We start from the raw sequence: 20,832 nt of genomic DNA, 5'->3' as shown, positions 1-20,832 counted from the left end.
GACGTGCCCGGGGGGTCTCCGAAGCGGCACGACCCCCGGAGACGAGGAGAGGTGACGGTGGAACGGGACGAGCATGTCCACTGGTTGCGCGTGGAGGGTGCGCGCATGGCCGACGCCGCCGAGGCCGCTGGACTGGACGCGAAGGTTCCCACCTGCCCCGACTGGCGGGTGCGGGACCTGCTGCGGCACACCGGCGGGGTACACCGCTGGGCGGCGGCGATCGTGGGCGGGCCGCTCGCCCGGCCGCCGGGAGCGGAGGACGCGAAGCGGATCACGGGGACCCGGCCGGACGACGGCGGACTGGTCGACTGGTTCCGTGAGGGGCACACCCGGCTCGTGGAGACCCTGGCGGCGGCGGATCCCGCGGTCGAGTGCTGGAGTTTCCTGCCCGCTCCCTCCCCGGTCGCGTTCTGGGCGCGCCGCCAGGCCCACGAGACCGCGGTGCACCGGATGGACGCCGAGGCGGCGGCGGGCGGCACCGCTGCGGTGTCCGCCGACCTCGCGGTCGACGGCGTCGACGAGCTGCTCTTCGGCTTCTTCGCCCGACGCAACGGGCGGATCACCGCCGACCCGCCCCGCACGCTGGCCGTGCGGGCCGTCGACACCGGCGACGCCTGGCTGGTCACCATCGCGCCGCACGGCGTGGACACCGAACGGGCCGAGGGCGCCGCCGAGTGCACGGTCACCGGGAACGCCGGTGACCTGTACGCGCTGCTGTGGAACCGGCGCGGCGCCACCGGTCTCACCGTGACCGGGGACGCTTCCGTCCTGGAGCTGTGGCGTACCAGGGCCCACGTGGTCTGGTCCTGATCCCGGGGCGGCGGAGCTGTCGGGAAGCCTCCGGAGACGCCCCGCCCGAAGCCGGTGCGGGACGCGCCCGGGGGCAGGACCGGCGGGCCGGTCGGCTGGGGCCATCCCCATCGCGCGGCCCACGTCCGGACCGAGTGCGCAAACCGTCGGGGAGCGCACGACCAGTGCGTCCAGCAGCACTCCGAGAGCGGCCAGGAACGCCGACCGGAGCGGGAACGGCCGCGGCGGCACCGCGACCAGCGGCGAAGGTCGCGGCCGACGCCGCACCGGCCGCGCTGACGCCCCCACCGGTGACGGTGGGCCCGCGCAGCACGCCCTTCACGCTGTGGTCCGGATCACGCCGGTTGGTGGGCGGACTCGCGTACGGCCGCGGCGGCGATGTTGGTGGCCATCGAGTCGAAGACGATCCCGTGGAAGACGGTGACGCCGTGCCAGTACAGGTGGCCGCCGAGGCCGCGCGGGCGGAACAGCGCGCGCTGCCGGTAGCGGGTGGTCCCGTTCTCGGTGTCCGCGCGCAACTCCAGCCAGGCCGATCCGGGCAGCCGCATCTCGGCGCGCAGCCGCAGCAGCGCACCGCGTTCGATCTCCTCGACCCGCCAGAAGTCGAGGGAGTCGCCCACGCGCAGTCGGTCCGGGTCGCGGCGTCCCCGCCGCAGACCCACCCCGCCGCCCAACCGGTCCAGCCAGCCGCGCGCCGCCCACGCCAGCGGCCACGAGTACCAGCCGCGCGCGCCGCCGATTCCCTCGATGACCCGCCACAGCGCCTCGCGGGGCGCCGCGACCGCGCGGACCCGCTCGTCGACGTACAGCGAGCCGCCCGCCCAGTCCGGGTCGGTGGGCAGCGGGTCCGCGGGGGCCGACGGCCAGGCAGCGGACGACCACCGGGTGTCCACCCGCGCCTCCCGGACACGGCGCAGCGCCAGGCGCACCGCCTCGTCGAAGCCCATCCGGTCGTGGTCGTCGAGCAGGTCGGCCAGATCGTTCTCGCGGCAGACCACCTCGTTGCGCAGCGACTCCACCAGGGGGCGCGCGACAGCGGCCGGAACCGGGGTGACCACGCCCACCCACAGGCTCGACAGGCCGGGGGAGAGCACCGGGACGGGAATGATCAGCCTCCGCCGGATTCCGGCGACGCGGGCGAACCGCTGGATCATCTCGGCGTAGGTGAGGACGTCCGGTCCGCCGACGTCGAAGGCGCGGTTGACGTCGGCGGGCAGTTCCGCGCACCGCGCGAGCAGGCGTAGCACGTCCCGTACCGCGACCGGCTGCACGCGGGTGGCCACCCAGCGGGGAGTGGTCATCACCGGAAGCCGCTCGGTGAGGTGGCGCAGCATCTCGAAGGAGGCCGAACCCGAGCCGACGATGACCGCGGCCCGCAGCACCGCTGTCGGCACGGGCGAGGCCAGGAGGATGTCGCCCACCTGGGCCCGGGAACGCAGGTGCGGGGAGAGGCGGCCCCCCTTCGGGGTGAGGCCGCCGAGGTAGACGATGCGGCGGACCCCGGCGGCGTGGGCGGCGGCGGCGAAGTTGCGCGCCCCCCGCTCGTCCCGGCGGGCGAAGTCGGTCCCACCGCCCATCGAGTGCACCAGGTAGTAGGCGGTGTGCACGCCCTCCAGAGCCGGAGCCAGGCTCTCCCGGTCCAGCACGTCCCCCCGCACGACGTCCACGTCCGCGCGCCACGGGTGGTCGCGGAGCTTCTCCGGGGAGCGGGCCAGACAGCGCACCCGGTGACCGGAGCCCAGCAGTTCGGGCACGAGCCGACCGCCGATGTAGCCGCTCGCACCCGTGACCAGCGTCACCACCGTACTCATCCTCGTCCCACGTGGAAGGGACGCAGCCGTCGGGGCGGCTCCTCGACGGCGTGCGGGTGGCGGGAGCGCCAGTACGGGTTGTCGTAGGGCAGACGGCCGCTGAACCGCCCGTACATGCCGGACGTCAGCAGCGCCACGCCGACGACGAAACCGGAGATCACGTTCGGCAGGCGCAGGGCCAGCAGGTTGTACGGGGTGTCCAGCAGCACCAGGGACACCAGGCCGCCCAGGACGAAGACCGCGCCCAGCACGATGCTGAGGCTGGAGGCGAACGTTCCGCCGACGACCGCTCCGCCGACCAGGAGCGACCCGAGTGCCACCGCGAGGAAACCGGTGGCCTCGGCGGTGGAGACCCCCGGGACCACCTCGCCCCCGTCGGTGAGGAACACGGTCCGCCCCGCCGCGTTGAGTAGACCGAAGACGACCAGTGCCGCACCGGTCAGTCCGGCGCCGAAGCGGTAGACGTTGCTGAGCCGACGCTCGGTCGGCCGGTCCCTGTTGAGCTTCATGTTGACCCCCCTGACGGGCCACCCCCTACCCAGTCGGAGGCGAGATACCGGGAAATCACGGATCGTCCGGGGATGTGGCCGCACCGGTGGGAAGTGGACCGGCAGACCACCCGCACCGATCCGGGACGGGGAGCCCCCGGGAACCGGCCGCGGGCGGGGTGACACGCTATGGACAGGACGGACAGGAGGGGCCCGCATGGTTGCCGACAAGTCAGACAAGCCGGAGTTCAAGCGGTCACCGAGCCGCTTCGTCGACCGCATCACCGCGGACGGCGCCGAGGGGTGGCCGGTGGAACCGGGACGGTACCGGCTGGTGGTGAGCCGCGCCTGCCCGTGGGCCAACCGGTCGATGATCGCCCGGCGGCTGCTGGGACTGGAACCGGCGCTCTCGCTGGCCGTGGCCGACCCCGTCCAGGACGAGCGGAGCTGGCGGTTCACCCTCGATCCGGACGACCGCGACCCGGTCCTCGGCATCCGCTACCTGGCCGAGGCCTACCACGCCCGCGACCCCGAGTACACCGGCGGGGTGAGCGTGCCCGCCATCGTGGACGTCCCCAGCGGGAAACTCGTCACCAACGACTACCTGCGGCTGCCCGCCGAGCTGGCCACCGAGTGGCGGGACCTGCACCGCGAGGGCGCGCCGGACCTGTACCCCGAACCGCTGCGCGAGGAGATCGAGGAGATCAGCGACGCGATCTTCCGCGACGTCAACAACGGGGTGTACATGTGCGGGTTCGCCCGGACCCAGCAGACCTACGAGCGTGCCTTCACCGCGCTGTTCGACCGGCTCGACGCGCTGTCCGACCACCTCGCGACGCGGCGCTACCTGGTCGGCGACAGCATCACCGTCGCCGACATCGCGCTGTTCGTCACGCTGGTGCGCTTCGACGCCGTCTACCACGGCCACTTCAAGTGCAACCGGAACAAGCTCACCGAGATGCCGGTGCTGTGGGCCTACGCCCGCGACCTGTTCCAGACCCCGGGAATCGGCGACACCGTGGACTTCGACCACATCAAGCGGCACTACTACGTGGTGCACCGCGAGATCAACCCGTCGGGGATCGTGCCGCTCGGCCCGGACCTGTCGGGCTGGCGCACCCCGCACGGCCGGGAGGTCCTGGGAGGCCGCCCGTTCGGTGACGGCACCCCGCCGGGACCGCCCCCGGAGGAGGAGCGCGTTCCCGCGCGGTTCTGACCCCCTCAGGGGGTCCGGGCGGTGTCGCGCTCGCGGCGGGCGTCGTTCCAGGCGAGCGGGACGGCGGCGGTGATCAGGACCGCGGCGACGGAGTAGGCGCCGGGGATCTCCACCGTCTGGGCGAGCACTCCGGCCGACACCGAGCCCACCCCGGTGCCCGCGTCGAAGGCGATGTTCCACACCGCGCTGGCCGTGCCGTGGCCCCGCGGCCCGGCACGGTGGAACATCACCACCAGGGTGTCGTTCTGCAGGGCGCCGAAGCCGAACCCGTAGAGCGCCGCCGCCGCCACGGCCGGGACCGGCAGTGCGGCGGCCGCGGCCGCGAGACCGCCCATGCCCGCGGCGCACATCACCGTGCCGGGAACCAGCAGGCGCCCCATGCCGGTGCGGTCGCTCCACGCCCCCGCCGCCCAGCGTCCGGCGATCATCGCGGCGGAGAGCGTGAACAGCGCGGCGGGAGCGGCCGCGGCCCCCTCCAGAGCCAGGGGCAGGAACGAGGTGATGCCGCCCAGCGCGCACGCCGAGACGACCATGAGGGTCCCCGGGGCGGCCAGGGGGCGCAGCCGTCCGGCGGCGGAGCGCGGGCCGCCCCGCAGCGGCGTCCCGCCGCCCGCGCGCCGCCGCGGCATCCCCGCGACCACCAGGGGAGCGGCCAGGGCGCTCGACGCGCCCGTGACCAGGAAGACCATGGTGAAACCGAACGACTCGGCGGCCCACACCCCCAGTGGCAGGAACACGACCTGGGGCAGGCCGACGGCGATCCCGTACCATCCCACGGCCCTGCCGCGCTGCGCGGGCGTGGTCAGTTCGGCGACCAGCGCGCTGCCGGCCACGGTGATGATCCCGAAGCCGAGACCGCGCACCGCCGAGACGGACAGCACCCAGGCCAGGTCGGCGGAGAGCGGGTAGCCGAACGTCGGCACGCCGAGCAGCAGCCCTCCGGCCGCCAGGAGCCGGTAGGGACCGAACCGCCGCAGCAGGGGGCCCATGCACAACTGGATGCCCACGGTCGTCGCCATGGTCACACCGGTCGTGGCGCCCACCCCACCGTGTCCCGAGCCTCCCTCGGCGGACCACAGGGGGACGACGGACAGCAGGGGGGCGTGGTTGGCGAACATGCCCAACGTCGTCACCAGCAGCAGCAGGAAGCCCCGTTCGGCGAGCGGGCCGGGAGCGTGGTTGCCGCCGCGGTTCCGGTGCCGCGGGGGAAAGAAGGACATGGTTCCTTGGTACTGGGCGGGCGCCGTCGGCGCCGCACCGGGGAGGCCGACAGGGGGCCGGCGGCCGGTGGATGAGGCGCCGCGGGTCCGGCTGCCCCGCCCGGACCCGCGGCGAACGCGCCGACAGGGACGCGGCCATGGCGGAGACCGGGCCGACTCCGCCGTGCCGGTCACTTTTCCACCGCCGCACCACCGGCCGATCCGCCCTGTCACGTACCGGATCCGGTGCTGTGCGTTCCCGAACGGCCCCGGGGACAGGAATGCCCGCAGGTGCTGTGGGTAGCTGCGAACACCAGCAACCGCACAGAGCCGAGACGAAGAGGTGGCGGTAATGGCATATGAGACCGCGCCCCCCGGATCAGGAGGACGGTCCGGCCAGGCGAAGGAGAAAGCGTCGGAGGCCATGGGTCAGGCCCGCCAGTCCACGGGCGAGGTCGCCACGGCCGCGAAGGAGCAGGCTCGTGGCGTTGTCGACGAGTCCCGTTCCCAGGTCCAGGACGTGACCGCGAGGATGCGTGACCGGATCGGCGAGGAGACACGCACCCAGACCCAGCGTGCCGCGGAGCTGCTACGCGGGTGGTCGGACGACCTGGCGTCCATGGCGGACAGGTCCGAGACCGACTCGCCGGTGCGCGGCGCCGTGCAGCGGATCGCCGACAGCGGACGCAACACCGCGGACTTCCTGGACCGGCGCGGGGTCGAGGGCGTGACCGACGAGTTGCGCACGTTCGCGCGGCGGCGCCCCGGAGCCTTCCTCGCCGGAGCAGCCCTTGCCGGATTCGCGGTCGGGCGGTTGGCGAAGGCGATGTCCAAGGAGACGCGGGAGTCCCAGCAGCCGTCCGGGACGATCGAGAACTCCGCCCCCGGACCGGTCCAGAGCACTCCGCGACCGCGCCAGGAAGAGCCCGCCCGGTACGACGTGCCGCCGCACGACTCTCCGTACGACCGGTCGCGATTCGGAGAGGGAGGTTGACATGGCCACACCGCAGGTTCCCCGCCCCGGCGGCGAGCCGGGAGTGCAGGAACGGACGCGCGACCAGGGTTCGCTGGGTGAGCTGATCAGCGAGGCGACAAGCGATCTGCAGAAGCTGTTCCGCCAGGAGCTCAGCCTGGCCAGGGCCGAGCTCCGTGAGGAGGGCATCAAGGCGGGCAAGGCCGCCGCGATGCTCGCCGGGGCAGCCATAGCGGGACTGCTGTTTTTGAACCTGGTGAGCTTCGCCCTGGTGTACGCGCTGGCGAACTTGATGGACGCAGGCTGGGCGGCGCTGATCGTGGCCGCGCTGTGGGCGATCGCCGCCGCGGTGTTGGCCGCGCTCGGCCGCAACAGGATGCGCAAGGTGTCCCCCAAGCCCGAACAGACCGTCGAGACGCTCAAGGAGGACGCGCAATGGGCCAAACACCCGACGAGATAAGGAACGACATCGAGGTGACCCGGGCGGAGTTGCGCGACGACGTCGACCGGATCGCCGATCGGGCCAGCCCCAAGCGGATGGCGCAGCGCCGCACCGAGCAGGTCCGCGACAAGGCGCGGGGGCTGAAGGAACGGGTGATGGGCAGGGCTCCGGACCGGGACACCTTCCGCGAGGCGGGCCACAGCGTGCAGGACCGCGCCGGAGCGGCCACGGAGAACGTCAGGAGTGGCATGGGACAGGCCACGGAGAATGTCAGAAGCGGCATGGGACAGGCCACGGAGACGGTGAAGTCGATGCCGGGGCAGGCCGCGCAGCGGACCCAGGGCAACCCGCTGGCCGCCGGGCTCATCGCGTTCGGCGCCGGACTGCTGGTGGCCTCCCTGATCTCCGACAGCCAGACCGAACGTCAGGCGGCCCGGCGCATCAGGGAGCAGATGGGCGACGCGGTCGAGCCGGTCCGGCAGTCGCTGACGGAGTCCGCCGAACGGGTCAGGGATGACGCCCGTGAGTCCGCGCAGCAGGCCGCGGGGCAGATCAAGGAGACCGCGACCCAGGCCGGGCAGGAGACACGCGAGGCAGCCCAGCAGGAGACCCAGCGGTCGCGCGAGCAGATGGAGCAGACCGCCAGGTCGGGCAGCGGTCCGGGAAGCCCGTGACCACTGCCACGGCGCCCCGTCCGTGTTGCGCGGACGGGGCGACCGGTGTCGGGGCTCGGCTCACCAGCCGAGGGAGCAGGTGAGGTCCCGGGGGATGTGGTATGCCGGGCCGGTGGCGGTGAAGCCGAAGGTGGCGCTCGAGGGGAGGGGGAGCGGGCGGTCCGGTGACCAGTCCCGGGGCTCCTGAACCCGGACTCGACGTCCGTTCTGCTGGAAGACCCCGTTCCAGCCGTTGACGATCTGCTGCTCGGGGAGCAGGGTCCAGGTGGCGGTCCACCCCGAGACGGGACCGCCGTCGGGATTGCTGACGGTGACTTCGGCGGCGAACCCGCCGGACCATTCCGCGGTGACGGCGTAGGTCGCCTCGCAGTCGGCGGGGGACGCGGCGGCGGGGGCGGCCGTGGCGGCGACCGAGGCCGCGGTCAGGGCGAGCGCCCCGCACACGCCTGCCGCGGTGCGTGCGAAGGTACGGGACATGGATGACTCCTCAAGGTCGTTCCCCCCTCCGGCTTCGGAGCGGTGGGCACCCTGGGTGGAGGCACCCTCACTCACCGCAGATAGTAACTTTCCGTAATTGGTCTGTAAAGATGCGGATTTCTCCGGACCGGGTCAGCGGTCGGGTCTGCGCGAGCCGTGTGGGACACGGCCGCACCGCCGTGCCCCACACGTCCCCTCGGAAGGGGAGGACTCAGTCGAGCACCGGGGTCAGCGCCGACATCCAGTTCTGCGCGATCTTGGCGTCACCCGACCCGCTGGGGTGCACGCCGTCGTAGGTGTCGACGTCGGTGTCGAACCCGGTCCACTGGTCCACGACGACGACCGGGGACTGGGCCGTGCTCTCGCTCGCCGCCCAGCCGGGGATCGCGGCGTTGAGGTCCTGGACGCCCTGTCCGCAGGTGGCGCAGCTACGCGCGGAGTCCATGGGGATGATCTGCGCTACCAGGATCGTCACGGTCGGGTTGTGGGCCCGCATCTGGTCGACCAGGGTGCTGTAGGCGTCGAGGATCGTCTGGGTGGGGCGGGAACTCCAGACGTCGTTGGTGCCGAAGTGCATCAGTACGACGTCGGGATCGGCGGACGACAACCATCCGGAGAGTTGCCCGCTGTCGGCCAGGTTGGTGACCAGCATGCCGCCGTGGCCCTCGTGCTCGCCGTCGTAGGAGAAGCCGCAGCCGTCGCCGGGCAGGGAGCCGACGAAGTCGATGTCGGTGTATCCGGCGTCGGTCAGGTCGCGCCACAGCATGGCCCGCCAGCAGCCGGGGGAGCCGGTGATGGAGTCTCCCAGCGGCATGATCCGGACCGGCTCGCCCTCGCCCGGGTCACCGGGGTCGCCCGAGGAGCCGAAGTAGCACTCGATGTCGGAGGGGACGGAGGAGGCGCCCGAGCCGGTGCCCTGAAGGCCGAACGAGGCGCTGCTGCCCGTGGGGAGAGAACCGTTCCATCCCGCGTCGGTCGCGGTCACCCCGGCGCCGTCCAGGGTCAGCGTGGCGTTCCAGGCGTTGGTGATCCCGTGGTCCGGGGGCAGAGTCCACTCGACGGTCCAACCGGAGGCGGGGCCGCCGCTGTCGTTGGTGACGGTGACGGTGGCGACGAACCCGCTGCCCCAGTCACTGGCGACGGTGTACTCCACGGAACAGCCGTCGGCCGCCGACGCCGCGGGCAGCGCACCGGTGACGATCGAGGTCGCCGTCAGGGCGAGCGCTCCGCACACGCCTGTGGCGGCACGTGCCAAGGTACGGGACATGCATGACTCCTCAAGGTCGCTTTCCCTCCCCCTCAGGACCGGTAGGCACTGTGAGTGGAGAAAAAACCACTCAGTGTGAATGCTAACGGCCTGTAAGTAAGGTGTAAAGAATGGGAAAGCGGACAAGAGGGGTGAGAGCGGACTACGGGGACTCCCCCCGTTCGTCCTCTTGGTGCGGCCGCTGCGCCGGGCGGGGCAGCGGCTTGCGCGGCCTGCGCCGGAACGCCAGGAACAACCAGAGCAGCCCCAGCAGGAGACTCAGCGCGATGTTGGTGTAGCCGGTACCCACCAGCCCCGCCGCGAGCAGCGCGGCCAGCACCAGCGCCGTCCGCGCCCGGTGACGCGGCATCCGCCGAGAGGTCGCCATCCGGTCCCCCGTCTCCTGAAGGTCCGTTCCTGGCTGGCCGTTCCGGTGCGGACCCCTGGCGGTCCGACCGAAACGGCTGCCACATCTGCTGCCCGGACGGGGTGGGCGCAAACGCGGGCACCGGCCCCGTGCCCCGGCGGATTCCGCGTCATGTGCGGTCGATGGTGGTGGCCAGCGGCTTCTCCTTGACGAAGACCAGCAGGAAGGCCGCGATGAGTCCCAGGGGGACCATCAGAAGGAAGAGCGGGACGAGAGCCGCGTTGTAAGAGTCGATGATGGGATGACGCAGGACCTCGGGAAGGCTGTGGACCAGTTCCGGGGTGAGCGACCTGCCGCCTCCGGAGGGAAGCTCGGTGCCCGCCGGAATGCGTCGGCTCAGGGAGTCCATGAGGCGGCTGGTGAAGAGGCTGCCCACGATCGCCAAACCCAGCGAGGCGCCGATCTGGCGGAAGAAGTTGTTGGCCGCGGTGGCCGTGCCCACCTGGGACAGGGGAAAGGAGTTCTGCACGATCAGCACCAGCAGTTGCATGCTCGTACCCAGCCCGGTGCCGATGACGGCGAGGTGGGCGCAGATGAACCAGACCGGGGTGTCCGGGGTGATCGTCGACAGCAGCCCCAGCCCACCCGCGAGGAGCAGGGAGCCGACGACGGGAACCCACTTGTAGCGGCCCGTCCGGCTCACGAACTGGCCCACGGCGATCGAGGTGACCAGCAGGGTGCCCATCATGGGCGCCATGAGCAGCCCGGCCACGGTGGCCTCGGCTCCGGTGACCATCTGCAGGTAGGTGGGCATGTAACCGAGGGTGCCGAACATCGTCACACCGGTGAGCAGGCCCGCGACGGTGGTCAGGTTGAAGTTGCGGTCGCGGAACAGTTGGAGCGGAATGACCGGCTCGGCCGCGCGGCGCTCGACGAACACGAACAGGACCGAGGCGACGAGGGTGCCGCCGATGAGACCGACGATCACCGGAGAGCCCCAGTCGTACTGGCTGCCGCCCCAGGTGCTGGTCAGGATGAGGCAGGTGACCGCGACGGCGAGGAGCGCCATGCCCGCGGCGTCCACGCGCAGTGGCGCGGTCCTTCTCTTCGGCAGGCGCAGCAGGAAGACCGCGGCGACCAGGGCCAACAGTCCGAGGGGGATGTTGATCCAGAAGGCCCACCGCCAGCCGATGCCCTCGGTGAACCAGCCGCCCAGCAGTGGCCCGGCGACGGAGGAGACGGCGAACACCGCGCCGATGGCCCCCATGTACCTGCCGCGCTGCCGTGCGGGAATGACGTCGGCGATGATGGCCTGGGACATGATCATGAGGCCGCCGCCGCCCAGCCCCTGCACCACCCGGCCCGCGATGAGCCAGCCCATGTCGGGGGCGAGGCCGCCGAGCACGGAGCCTGCCATGAACAGTGAGATGGCGGTGAGGAACAGGCCCTTGCGGCCGATGAGGTCGCCGAGCTTGCCGTAGACCGGCATCATGATCGTCGACGCCAGGACGAAGGCCGTCATCACCCACAGCATCTGGTCGACCCCGTTGAGCTCGCCGACCATGGTGGGCAGTGCGGTGCTCAGCACCGTCTGGTTCAGCGATGCCAGCAGCATCGTCAGCATCAGGGCGAGGAAGACAAAAACGATGCTGCGTCTGGAGCCGGCGGCCGAACCCTTCTCGGAAGGCTCCGAAGGGGCAGTGATGGTCATTGGAGTTTCCGTATCACCTTTCTCAGTAACTCCACCGTCTGGTCGAACTGCAGTTCGCTCTCCTCGATGGATCTGGGGCTGTCCTCGTTGGCGGAGCTGTGGACGGCGAAACGCATCGCGCCCGCGCAGACCACGACGATCATGCGGGCCGCGTCGTCGATGTCCACGGAACCGTCGGTGAACCTGCTGTCCGACCTGAGGTGCCTGGCGACGACCCGTCCCAGGTGCTCCTCGATGTGCGAGACGCGTTCGAGCTGGCGGCGGCGGAGCTGCGGGTAGCGGACCATGGCCTCCCGGATCCGCTTGACCGTGCTGCCGCTGAGCGTCGCGGCGAACACCGAGCGCACCAGGTGGGCCACGTCGGTCACCAGGTCTCCGGTGGGCTCGCGGTCCATCAGCGACTCCATCGCCGCGTCGCCGTCGATGCTCTCCCGCACGTCCCGGAGGCCGAGGATCGCGTCCTCCTTGGTCGGGAAGTAGTTGAAGAAGGTCCGCGTGGAGACGTTCGCCTCCGCGCTGACCTCGGCGACGGTCACGTTCTCGATGCCGTGTTCGAGGGCACGGCGCAAGGCTGCCCGGTGGATGGCCTCTCTGGTCTGCCGCTGTTTGCGCGCTCGCAGCGTCTCACCGGTCGGATACGGCGCTCCTGTCATGGGGGTAGTCTTCCAGCAGCAGAAAATTGCACGACTGCAATCTTACGTGAGTGCAAGTGTGCAGTCATGCAAAAATCTGGTTGCGCGGGTGTGAGGTGCCCAATACCGGGGTTCGATGGTCTGGCTCTGCGGTGGAGGCTTCTCCCTGGAAGGCCAGGGGAAGGTGAGGTATTCCGGCCAAGCGCCCGGGGCAACTCCGCACCGCGGCCTCGGTGGGGCCACCGGCCGGTACCCCCGGGAGCCGCAGTCGTTTGCCGCGGGGGGCGGGGGGTAGCGGTGCCGCGATCCAGCAGCACCCGCAGCTACCTGCAGGAGGGCGGTTCTCGTGCGAACCGGGGATTCGGTTGTGGTCGTCACGGGCGCGTCGAGCGGCATCGGGCGCGCCACCGCGCGGATGTTCGCGAAGAAGGGAGCCGCGGTGGTCCTCGCGGCCCGGCGGGGGGAGGCCCTGGAGGCGGCGGCGGAGGAGTGCCGCGCCGCCGGAGCCGAGGCGCTGCCGGTGGTGACCGACGTGACCGACTACGAGTCGGTGCGCGAACTGGCACGGCGGACGGTCGAGCGCCACGGGCGCATCGACGTGTGGGTCAACAACGCCTCGGTCACCGTGTTCGGCCCGTTCACCGACGTGCCGCTGGAGGACTTCCGCCGCGTCATCGACGTCAACCTGATGGGTTACGTCCACGGCGCCCGAGCGGTGCTGCCGTACCTGCGGGAGCAGGGCCGCGGCGTGATCGTCAACGTCTCCTCGATCGTGGGTGTGGTGGCCCAGCCCTACACGCACGCCTACGGCATGGCGAAGTTCGCCATCCGGGCGCTCAGCGCCAGCCTGCGGCAGGAGCTGCGACTGGAGGGCAACAGGAAGATCCACGTCTGCACCGTGCTGCCCGCCACCATCGACACGCCGCTGTTCCAGCACGCCGCCAACTACACCGGCCGCAAGGCGGTGGCGATGCCCCCCGTCTACTCCGCGGAGCGGGTGGCGCACACGATCCTCGACCTGGTGCGCTGGCCGCGCCGCGAGGTCGTGGTGGGACCGGCCGGCCGTAGTTTCGTCACGCAGTCGAAGATCGCTCCGGGGCTGACCGAGCGGCTCATGGGCTTCCAGGTGGAGCGCAGCCACCTGTCGCGCCGCGAACCGGCCGCCGCGAGCAGCGGCAACCTCTTCGAACCGGCCCCGGGGAACGGGGATGTCCACGGAGGCTGGCACGGCAGGCGCCGCACCGCCGCACGCCGCCTCGCCGTGGCCGCCCTGGCCGCCGGTGCCGCGATCGCGTTGGTGAACCGACGGCGGCGGTGAGGAGCCCGGCGGCCGCCCCTCGGTCAGGATGCCGGCGGCGGGCCGCGTCAGCCGCCCGCCGAACGGACACGAGCGGAGGGAAGACCCGTGCACCCGCCGGCTCCCCGCACCGTGATCGACTTCGGCTCCCCGGTGCACATGGTCCGCGCCCTGGACAGCTTCCCGCGCGGCCGGGACCACCGCGGGATGTCCGTGGGACCGGCGTCGAAGCCGCTCGCCGGCGCCGCCGCGGCACTGCCCCACCCGATGCGCCGGTCGGTCCTCAGGACCATGGGGCTGGTGCAGAGCCTGCCCCCTGCCGGAGACAGGGGGACGGGCACGGGCCGGTCCCGGGCGGTTCTCCACCGGTGGAGAACCGCATCCCTCACCCGCAGGCGTCGGCCTCCTCGTCCGACGCCGCGGTGGTGCCGCCCAGCTCCTCGGTGACGGGCTCCTCGGAGCCGTCGCCGCCCGCCACCCCGCCCCAGTCGTCGGTGATGACCAGTTCCAGGTCATCCCCCAGGTCGGGGACCTCTTCGACGGTGGCGGTGGTGAGTGCGGCGGCGAGCGTCCGGGCCGCGTCCTCCCGCCCCGGACCGTGGTAGACCGTGGTCGTCGACGGAAGGCGCGAGAGCGGAGCGCCGACCTCCGGCACGGTGAACCCCAGCGCCCGCAGCTCCTCTGCGGTCCGCGCGGCCAACCCGTCGACCGCCGTGCTGTTGCGCACCCGCACCGAGACGTCGGCGGGATCCACGCCCGGGGGCTCCCCGCCGCCGGACTCCTCCTCCGGCAGCACCTCGCCCGCGCCAACCGCGTCGAACAGCCGGTTCGCCGGTTCCTCCACCAGGACCACCTTGGCCGGGTTCGCCGGATAGTCCCGCACCGGGGGAGTCACGAAGGAGATCCGCTCCAGGTCCACCGTGCGCACCGCGAACGCCAGCTCGGCCATCGCGTCGACGGTCAGCTCGTCGTCGGTCATCATCGCGTCGGCGATCGCGTTGAGGAACGCGTACACGTTGGCGGAACTGGACAGCAGGTCGCCGCCGGTCACCTTGCGCACGATGGCGCCCATCAACCGCTGCTGGGTCTCGATCCGGCCGAGGTCGCTGCCGAACTCCGTGCTGTCCCGGCTGCGTGCCAGCCCCAGGGCCTGCTCACCGTCGAGGACCTGTTCGCCCGCCTCCAGTTGGAGCTTGGCCTTCGGGTCGTCGATCGGCTCCGGAATGCACATCGGGACCCCGCCGACGGCGTCGACGATCTCCCTGAACCCGACGAAGTCCACCAGGACGAAGTGGTCCAGGTGCACGCCGGTGAGCGCTTCGACGGTCTTCCACTGGCACTCCACGCCCCCGTACATCATCGCGTGGTTGAGCTGGTCGAAGGTCCCGGACGTGCCCGGGAACCCGTCACCGGCCGGGTCGCACGCCGGGATGTCGACCATCAGGTCACGGGGCAGGTTGACCAGTGTGACGGCGCCCCGGTCCGCGTCGATGCTGGCGATGATCGTCACGTCGGGGCGGATGCCCTCGACCATCCCGTACTCGGCGTTGTCTCCCGTGCGCACGTCCGCGCCCATCAGCAGGATGTTGTGGACGCCCTCGACGGTCGGCGGCCGGTCCGTCCAGGCGTCGGTGTCGACGTGGGCCGTCGTGATGCTTCCCGAGACGCTGTAGTAGCCGCCGTAGGCGGTCAGGCTCGCCGCGATGACCAGGGCGGTCGTGACGTAGGCGACCCACTGGCCGGCGGACGGCCGCGGGAGCGCGCGGGAACGGCCACGCCTGCCGACGGCGCGGCTGCCCGCGGAACGTTTTCGGGCCAAGGGAGAGAACCTTCGATCCGGTGACGACGATCCGGGCGGCATCCGGTGCCGACGCGCGGACCCCACCGCGTGAATTACGGGAACGGGACCTGCGGAGCGATGGGGAAATCCGGCGGCGGGCAGGGGGAGTCCGATGCGCCAACGGGGAGGAGGCGTCCAGAAGGCTACCTGATATTCACCTGCCGGTGAAGCCGGTCAGGCGCTCTGCGAACCACGGTCCGTTGACCTCGGAAAGTCCTGACCGACACATCCCTGTGGCGGCGGAAGAACCGTGGGAACGATCGGCCGAACGGCGCCGGAAGAAGTGGAAAGTGTCGGATATTCGCAGGTGGAGCAGGGCAGGAGTGGCCACGGAGCCCAGGTCCGAAAGACGGGACCGTTTCCGCTCACGTACGGTTTGTGTCCTGCCCGGGGCGGCTCCACCGGTCATTCATGGATTGTCCGACACAGATATGGAGCTATGCCCTTTGAGAGCCTGGAGCGCCGCGACCCTACCATTTCAGAACAGTGCTGTGAAGTACGTGGCCGTTATCGGCCATCGGTAATTACCATTCCCTGTGGAGAGGTCCTCGGAAAAGAAACGGAGATCCCGCCTCCGGGTGGAATCCGCCGCTGTTTGCCCGGACCCGCCACGGGTAGGGAAGACGCGGTCACGCCGGTACCCCTCCGCCGAAGGACGGGTTCTCGCGCGGACCGGGACTCGGACGTCAGGACAGACCATGGGAGAGCAGCAGAAGCATCGCGGCGCCGACGCCCACGGCCAGCACTTCCGACGTTCCGGCCCGTCGACGGTGACCGGTTCCCGAGGATGGGACGGGCACGAGTTCACGTCCGCGGCCGGGACCCGCGTACACGCCGCGATCCTGGGACCGGTGGGAGCGCCGGAGGTGGTGTGCGTCCACGGTCTGGGCGTCTCGCACCGCTACTTCCTGCCGTTCGCCCAAGCGCTCGCCCCCCGCCACCGGGTGGTCGCCGTGGACCTGCCGGGCTTCGGCCGCACCCCCGGACCGAGGCGGGCACTGGACATTCCCGGCCTGTCGCGCGCGCTGGCCGACTGGTTGCACGCCACCGGCCGTTGGGGCGCCCCCCTGGTCGCCAACTCCGTCGGCTGCCAGATCGCCGTCGACCTGGCGGTCACCGCCTCCGAACCGACCGGCCCCCTGGTGCTCAACGGCCTCACGGTGGAGGCCGGAAACCGCGGCGTCCTGCAGAAGGTGGCGCAACTGCTGCTGACCGCCTGGAGCGAACACCCGAGACTGGTCCCGATCGTCATCGGCGACTACCTGCGCTGCGGTCCCCGTCGGCTCTGGCAGACGCTGCGCCACGCACTCGACGACCCCGTCACGCACAAACTGCCGGGGGTGTCCGCGCCCGCCGTGGTGGTACGCGGCACCCGCGACCGTGTCAGCGAGTACCGATGGGCGACACTGGCCGCGGAACTGCTGCCGCGTGGGCACCTGGTGGAGGTCCCGGGAGAAGGACACGCCCTGAACTACTCGGCTCCCCGCGTCCTGGCCCGCATCACCGAGGACCTGCTCACCGGAGGCCGATGAGGTGCGGCTTCGCGGGGCGGTTCGTCGGGGCCCGGAGCGGCGGCCCGGAAACGACGTGAATCCCGCAACCGGCCAGGTGGGCCGCTGCCCGGCGGCTGCCGGCTGCCGTGGTCGACTGCTCACCCCTTGCGCACCCCGGGCCGATGCTGTGGAAGTCTGCGCATGAGCAACAGGAAAGGCGGCGCTGCCGCCAGCCGATGAGGGGGCGGATCGGGCCGGGCGGCCCGACCTCCGACTCCGTGCTGCTGCATCAGGCCATCGACCTCCGCGAGGAGTGGCTGAGCCGCGCACTGTCCACTCTCCCCGCCGACCGTTCGGCCGCTGAGGTGGCCATCACCGAGCTGTACGCACTCGTCGGCCGCCGACCTCCCCGATTCCTCTGGGTCGAGTCCCCCGCGGCCATGCTGCGCGTCGACCCGGCCGCGCGGCCCGAGTCCCACCCAGCCCGTCCGCGCTTCGCGCATTTCGACCGCCCCGGGGGCATGCCGCTCGCCTCCAGGCTGGCCGCCCACATGGCGGACCTGCGCCACCAACTGGACCGGAGAATCGGCGCGCGCCTGGCCAGGGACGTCCGGGACCACACCGGGCGGGCGACCGCGCAGCGGATGCTCCCCCACGACGCGTTGCGTGAGGAGGTGCCGCTGCGGCTGCTGCTGGAGATCACCGTGGGCGACTCGCTGCGGCACAGCGTCCACGACACGGTGGCCGCGTCGCTGCGCACCGCCCTCAACGCCCGCAACGAAGGTCCGTTCGGGCTGCTGTGGACCGGTCAGCACGAAACGCACTGGATCGCCCGGTACGACGTGTGGCGCCGTCTGGGGCTGATCCCTGTCCCCGCCGACCTCGGTGCCCGGCTGGACCTGTGGGCCACGCTGGAGCCCGTGATGTCGGGACCACCGGTGCCGAGCACCCGAAGGTGATTCATCATGACCATGACCCCCGCCCGACTCACCGAACGCAGCGGACTGGACGTCCTGGACCACCTGGAGCATGAGGCGGCCGTGCTCGTCCTCGACGGCCTCCAGGCCCAGGGCGACCTGGTCGTTGTTCCGCACCGGTCCGTCGGCGACGCGGTCCGACTTCCCGACGCATGGAAGTGGACCGAGGTGCCCCCGGCAGGGAGCGAGCTGCTGCGCAGCGCCGTCGGCGGCAACCCGCACACCCTCGCCGCCGGGCCTGGAACCTGCCGCTGGACCACCGCGTTCCACGGCGGGCCCGGACTCGCTCCGGGAGTGTTCACCGCCACCGCCCCCGTCTACCTGATCCACGCCGAACACGGCGGCACCGGCATCGCGCCGGGCACCTACGCCGTGCGCCGCCAACGCGAGGCACCGGAAGGATCGCCCACCGCGTCAGCCGGAACCGCGTCGTCGGCTCCGGCGGTGTCTGGCTCGTCGCCGACTGACCCGTCCGGCCCCCCGTCGACCTCGACGGCAGGGGCCTTCCGACCGTGGAACCGCGGTCGCTGCCGCCGAGGTCAGCGCAGCCGTTTGAAGTACCTGACGATCGGCAGCGGGGTGAAACCGGCCTTCTCGTAGGTCTGACGCGCGGGGGCGTGTCCGGGATCGCCACCCGTTTCCACCATGGCCAGCGCCATGCCCTGGCCACTCATCCACTCCAGGCAGAATGCGGTCAGCAGCGAGCCGAGGCCGCCGCGCTGGTGGGCGGGATCGACGGCGAGCATGGAGATCTCGCCCATGCCCTCGTCGCGGTCGAGTCGCACCGCGACAAAACCGGCCACGGCCGAGTCGACCTCGGCGACCCACACGTGGTTCTCCTCCGAGCGGCAGACGTCCGCCACCGCCTGCCGCTGGTCTGTCCGCCAGCCCTGGGGATACATCCGCGCGAAGAGCCCGGACGGGCCCAGTACCTCCTCAAGGGAGGCGAACACGGGCGTCCACGCCCGCAGCGACAGGGCGACCACCGCGTCCAGGTCGCGGTCGTCGAATGCGCGAACCACCGGCTCCATGTCGCCATGCTGACACCTCGACCTCGGCCCCGTCGACCGGTTAACGCCCGCCTCACCGTGGTGGTCCCGACACCACAGGACTGAAACCGCCGAGGGTGTCCCGCTTCCGTCGAAACCATCGCCTGGGGAGGTAATCGGGTGGCCAGGCTCGGCGCAGGCGCCGATCATTATCTGGGTGGGCGGTGGCGGGAGTGGGGTGGTGGTGGGTTTCTCGGTGTGGGTGAGGGCGTCGGCGACCGCTGGTGTGGGGGCGCCGAGGCCGGTGAGGAGGGCGCGCACGCGGGCCAGGTCGCGCAGGTGGGTGCGGCCGGACTCGGTGCGCGAGACCGTGGGTTGGGTCAGGCCGGTCAGGCGGGCGATGAGGAACTGGCGCGCGGCTTCGACCTGGCGGTCAGAACGACCACGTCCTGGTCACGGGTGACATCGACTCGAACCGGTCGGACCTGGTGGTGTTGTGCGGGCCTCGGATGGGTGAGGCCGTGCGGCAGGCCTACGACAAGGACCCGGTGTTCAGCTGGGAGGGGCAGGCGGGACAACCGTGGCGCATCCGGGACACTCGGACCGGGACAGTGCACTACGCCGGGTCGGACCTTCCTCCGCACGAGCCGAAAGACATCGCCTACCTCGGACGGCTGCCTCGTCCCGACGGCAAGGGGTCGCTGCTGGCGGTCGCGGGTGTGCACCAGAGGCGGTCACTGGGTGCCGTCCACTGGCTCTCCACCAATGTCGCGATGCTGTGGGATCAGGTAGGCACCGGTTTTTCTCGGCTCTGGTACGCACCGAGTATGACCCGGACACCGGAGAACCGACCAAGACGGAGTTGGGGACACCGCTGTACCCGTCGCGAGAGGGACATAATCGCAGCTCATAGGGCACGTCAAGATCGTTGTTATCTGGGTGGGGGTCAGGTGGCGAGGGACGTGCTCACCGGGACGCCTCCCCATCGGCCGGGTCGGTGGTGCGGTGCTGCCACGGCGCTGCCGCCGACAGGGCCGCGCCAAGCACGCTGCCGAGGTTGGCCGGGGCGGTGACCGTCTGTTCCACGTTGTGGAAGGGCAGGATGAGCCGGTCGGGACCGAGGACGGCGGCCGGACCCGCATCGTGCTTCTCCACGTGGACACGGCCGAAATCGCCGAACGACTCGCGATCAATCCTGGCGACGAGGTGATGCGCACCCGGTATGTGTTCACCGGAGACGACGAACCGGTCATGCCCTCCACGAGTTGGGAGCTACTGGAGTTGACGCGCGGCACCGCGATCGTGCTTCCCGAGGATGGACCGCACGCCGGGCGCGGCGTGGTTGAGCGGATGGCGGTGATCGGCCAGCGCATCGTCCACGCCACCGAGATCGTGACCGCGCGGACCGCCACAGCGGACGAGACCGACCGGTTGGGGCTGGGCCGTGGCGCGGTGGTGATGGTCATCCGCCGGACCTACTCCGCCGGGGAACGCCCCGGGAAGACCGCAGACATCGTGGTTCCACCCGACCGCTACGAGTTGGCCTGCACCATCCTGGTAGAACACTGACGACTTTGGCGCGAGAGGGCTGGAACCGCAGGTTCTCCCGTCGTGTCCGCTGACTGAGGTGTGACGGCCGCCTTCGCGGCGGGCACCGGCCGTGCGGAGAAGACAGGTCGGCCGATCGGCCCAGGGGCGTTCCAGCCTAGCCCCCGCGATGGGACCCCACCGGCTGCCGGTGGCCGGTCGAGGCGCCCCGGGCGCCGGGGTGGAATGCCTCGCCTTCCCTGGGTTCTCCGAGAAGAACCCGCACCCGCCGCAGAACCCAACACTCACACCTCAGTGAGGCGGACGAACCACCGTTGCCCCAAGCCCTTCCTCCGGGTGTCCCGGCGCCGCTCTGAGGCATCTGGCACGAATGTGGCACGAGGTTGCGTGATCGCCCCTGAAACGCCGAAGGCCCAGGTCTGGGGAACTGTCCCTGACCTGGGCCTTCGCTGTGAGAGCGGATGACGGGAATCGAACCCGCGTTATCAGCTTGGGAAGCTGAAGTTCTACCATTGAACTACATCCGCGTGAGCGCCCTGCGCCTCGGCAGACAGGTTACCGCACTCGGCGGGCACATGGGTAAGGATAACCGGGACGGCGCGGTTCGCAAGGCGACAGAGGGCTCGGAGACCGCCGAGTAGC

General features: G+C 71.3%; 21 protein-coding genes, 1 tRNA gene and 1 pseudogene. 10 read left to right on the top strand and 13 right to left on the bottom strand.

What is annotated here, in order from left to right; all coding sequences use genetic code 11:
• Window positions 1-51: 51 nt before the first annotated feature.
• On the top strand, window positions 52-810 hold the full coding sequence (locus tag NI17_RS18740) for a maleylpyruvate isomerase family mycothiol-dependent enzyme (protein WP_119268076.1): 759 nt from the start codon (window positions 52-54) through the stop codon (window positions 808-810).
• Window positions 811-1,145: 335 nt separating this feature from the next.
• Here NI17_RS18740 and NI17_RS18735 read toward each other — a convergent pair whose 3' ends face one another.
• Both NI17_RS18735 and NI17_RS18730 read right to left on the bottom strand, forming a co-directional pair.
• Window positions 1,146-2,621 (bottom strand): SDR family oxidoreductase, encoded by a 1,476-nt coding sequence (locus tag NI17_RS18735; RefSeq protein ID WP_068691262.1) that lies wholly within the window; start codon window positions 2,619-2,621, stop codon window positions 1,146-1,148.
• A complete protein-coding gene (locus NI17_RS18730) occupies window positions 2,618-3,130 on the bottom strand; it encodes a hypothetical protein (protein WP_068691260.1) in 513 nt (170 codons plus the stop codon). Before NI17_RS18730 ends, NI17_RS18735 begins: the two co-directional genes overlap by 4 nt.
• A gap of 196 nt (window positions 3,131-3,326) precedes the next feature.
• On the opposite strand from NI17_RS18730, the gene NI17_RS18725 reads away from it, so the two are divergent.
• Window positions 3,327-4,325, top strand: a complete 999-nt coding sequence (locus NI17_RS18725; protein WP_068691259.1) for a glutathione S-transferase family protein — start codon at window positions 3,327-3,329, stop codon at window positions 4,323-4,325.
• A 5-nt stretch (window positions 4,326-4,330) separates the two neighbouring features.
• On the opposite strand, the gene NI17_RS18720 is transcribed toward NI17_RS18725, so the two are convergent.
• Entirely contained in the window at window positions 4,331-5,545 is a 1,215-nt protein-coding gene (locus tag NI17_RS18720) for an MFS transporter (RefSeq protein ID WP_243597545.1), read from the bottom strand.
• 331 nt (window positions 5,546-5,876) lie between these two features.
• Between NI17_RS18720 and NI17_RS18715 the strand changes: the two genes are divergently transcribed.
• Genes NI17_RS18715 through NI17_RS18705 form a run of 3 tightly spaced genes read left to right on the top strand, consistent with a single transcriptional unit; the run spans window position 5,877 to window position 7,613 of the window.
• Window positions 5,877-6,518, top strand: coding sequence for a hypothetical protein (locus NI17_RS18715; RefSeq protein WP_199860037.1), 642 nt, complete (start codon window positions 5,877-5,879; stop codon window positions 6,516-6,518).
• A 1-nt stretch (window position 6,519) separates the two neighbouring features.
• Entirely contained in the window at window positions 6,520-6,957 is a 438-nt protein-coding gene (locus NI17_RS18710; RefSeq protein WP_068691255.1) for a phage holin family protein, read from the top strand.
• On the top strand, window positions 6,933-7,613 hold the full coding sequence (locus NI17_RS18705) for a DUF3618 domain-containing protein (protein WP_068691253.1): 681 nt from the start codon (window positions 6,933-6,935) through the stop codon (window positions 7,611-7,613). Before NI17_RS18710 ends, NI17_RS18705 begins: the two co-directional genes overlap by 25 nt.
• Before the next feature lie 60 nt (window positions 7,614-7,673).
• Here the strand turns inward: NI17_RS18705 and NI17_RS18700 are convergent, their stop codons facing one another.
• The 5 genes from NI17_RS18700 to NI17_RS18680 all read right to left on the bottom strand — a co-directional run bounded on the left by NI17_RS18700 (window position 7,674) and on the right by NI17_RS18680 (window position 12,067).
• Window positions 7,674-8,090 carry a cellulose binding domain-containing protein gene (locus NI17_RS18700; RefSeq protein WP_068691251.1) on the bottom strand — a complete coding sequence of 139 codons (417 nt, stop codon included), beginning with the start codon at window positions 8,088-8,090 and terminating at the stop codon, window positions 7,674-7,676.
• A 211-nt stretch (window positions 8,091-8,301) separates the two neighbouring features.
• A complete protein-coding gene (locus NI17_RS18695; RefSeq protein ID WP_068691248.1) occupies window positions 8,302-9,357 on the bottom strand; it encodes a cellulose binding domain-containing protein in 1,056 nt (351 codons plus the stop codon).
• A 142-nt stretch (window positions 9,358-9,499) separates the two neighbouring features.
• Entirely contained in the window at window positions 9,500-9,724 is a 225-nt protein-coding gene (locus NI17_RS18690) for a hypothetical protein (protein WP_068691246.1), read from the bottom strand.
• A gap of 148 nt (window positions 9,725-9,872) precedes the next feature.
• Entirely contained in the window at window positions 9,873-11,414 is a 1,542-nt protein-coding gene (locus tag NI17_RS18685; protein ID WP_068691244.1) for an MDR family MFS transporter, read from the bottom strand.
• A complete protein-coding gene (locus tag NI17_RS18680; RefSeq protein ID WP_068691242.1) occupies window positions 11,411-12,067 on the bottom strand; it encodes a TetR/AcrR family transcriptional regulator in 657 nt (218 codons plus the stop codon). The genes NI17_RS18685 and NI17_RS18680 overlap by 4 nt, the downstream gene beginning before the upstream one ends.
• Window positions 12,068-12,392: 325 nt before the next feature.
• Here NI17_RS18680 and NI17_RS18675 point away from each other — a divergent pair, with 325 nt between their 5' ends.
• Window positions 12,393-13,364 (top strand): SDR family oxidoreductase, encoded by a 972-nt coding sequence (locus NI17_RS18675; protein ID WP_119268148.1) that lies wholly within the window; start codon window positions 12,393-12,395, stop codon window positions 13,362-13,364.
• A gap of 364 nt (window positions 13,365-13,728) precedes the next feature.
• On the opposite strand, the gene NI17_RS18670 is transcribed toward NI17_RS18675, so the two are convergent.
• Window positions 13,729-15,162 carry an LCP family protein gene (locus tag NI17_RS18670; protein ID WP_234401916.1) on the bottom strand — a complete coding sequence of 478 codons (1,434 nt, stop codon included), beginning with the start codon at window positions 15,160-15,162 and terminating at the stop codon, window positions 13,729-13,731.
• 719 nt (window positions 15,163-15,881) lie between these two features.
• Here NI17_RS18670 and NI17_RS18665 point away from each other — a divergent pair.
• The 3 genes from NI17_RS18665 to NI17_RS18655 all read left to right on the top strand — a co-directional run bounded on the left by NI17_RS18665 (window position 15,882) and on the right by NI17_RS18655 (window position 18,253).
• The gene (locus tag NI17_RS18665) at window positions 15,882-16,715 is read left to right on the top strand and encodes an alpha/beta fold hydrolase (protein ID WP_084012595.1); all 834 of its coding nucleotides are present in this window, start codon (window positions 15,882-15,884) and stop codon (window positions 16,713-16,715) included.
• A gap of 197 nt (window positions 16,716-16,912) precedes the next feature.
• A complete protein-coding gene (locus NI17_RS18660) occupies window positions 16,913-17,635 on the top strand; it encodes a hypothetical protein (protein ID WP_068691234.1) in 723 nt (240 codons plus the stop codon).
• 6 nt (window positions 17,636-17,641) lie between these two features.
• Window positions 17,642-18,253 carry a hypothetical protein gene (locus NI17_RS18655; RefSeq protein ID WP_068691232.1) on the top strand — a complete coding sequence of 204 codons (612 nt, stop codon included), beginning with the start codon at window positions 17,642-17,644 and terminating at the stop codon, window positions 18,251-18,253.
• Here the strand turns inward: NI17_RS18655 and NI17_RS18650 are convergent.
• The 3 genes and pseudogenes from NI17_RS18650 to NI17_RS18645 form a co-directional block, all read right to left on the bottom strand.
• On the bottom strand, window positions 18,193-18,684 hold the full coding sequence (locus NI17_RS18650; protein WP_068691230.1) for a GNAT family N-acetyltransferase: 492 nt from the start codon (window positions 18,682-18,684) through the stop codon (window positions 18,193-18,195). The genes NI17_RS18655 and NI17_RS18650 overlap by 61 nt on opposite strands.
• Before the next feature lie 240 nt (window positions 18,685-18,924).
• Window positions 18,925-19,035, bottom strand: a pseudogene (locus NI17_RS24805) (hypothetical protein); the annotation flags it as partial.
• Between the two features lie 573 nt (window positions 19,036-19,608).
• Entirely contained in the window at window positions 19,609-19,797 is a 189-nt protein-coding gene (locus tag NI17_RS18645) for a hypothetical protein (RefSeq protein ID WP_068691228.1), read from the bottom strand.
• On the opposite strand from NI17_RS18645, the gene NI17_RS18640 reads away from it, so the two are divergent.
• Window positions 19,798-20,211, top strand: a complete 414-nt coding sequence (locus NI17_RS18640; RefSeq protein ID WP_234401915.1) for a UTRA domain-containing protein — start codon at window positions 19,798-19,800, stop codon at window positions 20,209-20,211.
• Window positions 20,212-20,646: 435 nt separating this feature from the next.
• On the opposite strand, the gene NI17_RS18635 is transcribed toward NI17_RS18640, so the two are convergent.
• Window positions 20,647-20,717 (bottom strand) — tRNA-Gly (locus NI17_RS18635).
• Window positions 20,718-20,832 lie beyond the last annotated feature (115 nt).

The sequence above is a fragment of the Thermobifida halotolerans genome (genome assembly GCF_003574835.2).
Lineage (GTDB): Bacteria > Actinomycetota > Actinomycetes > Streptosporangiales > Streptosporangiaceae > Thermobifida > Thermobifida halotolerans.
This window is presented reverse-complemented; position numbering and strand designations above follow the sequence as displayed.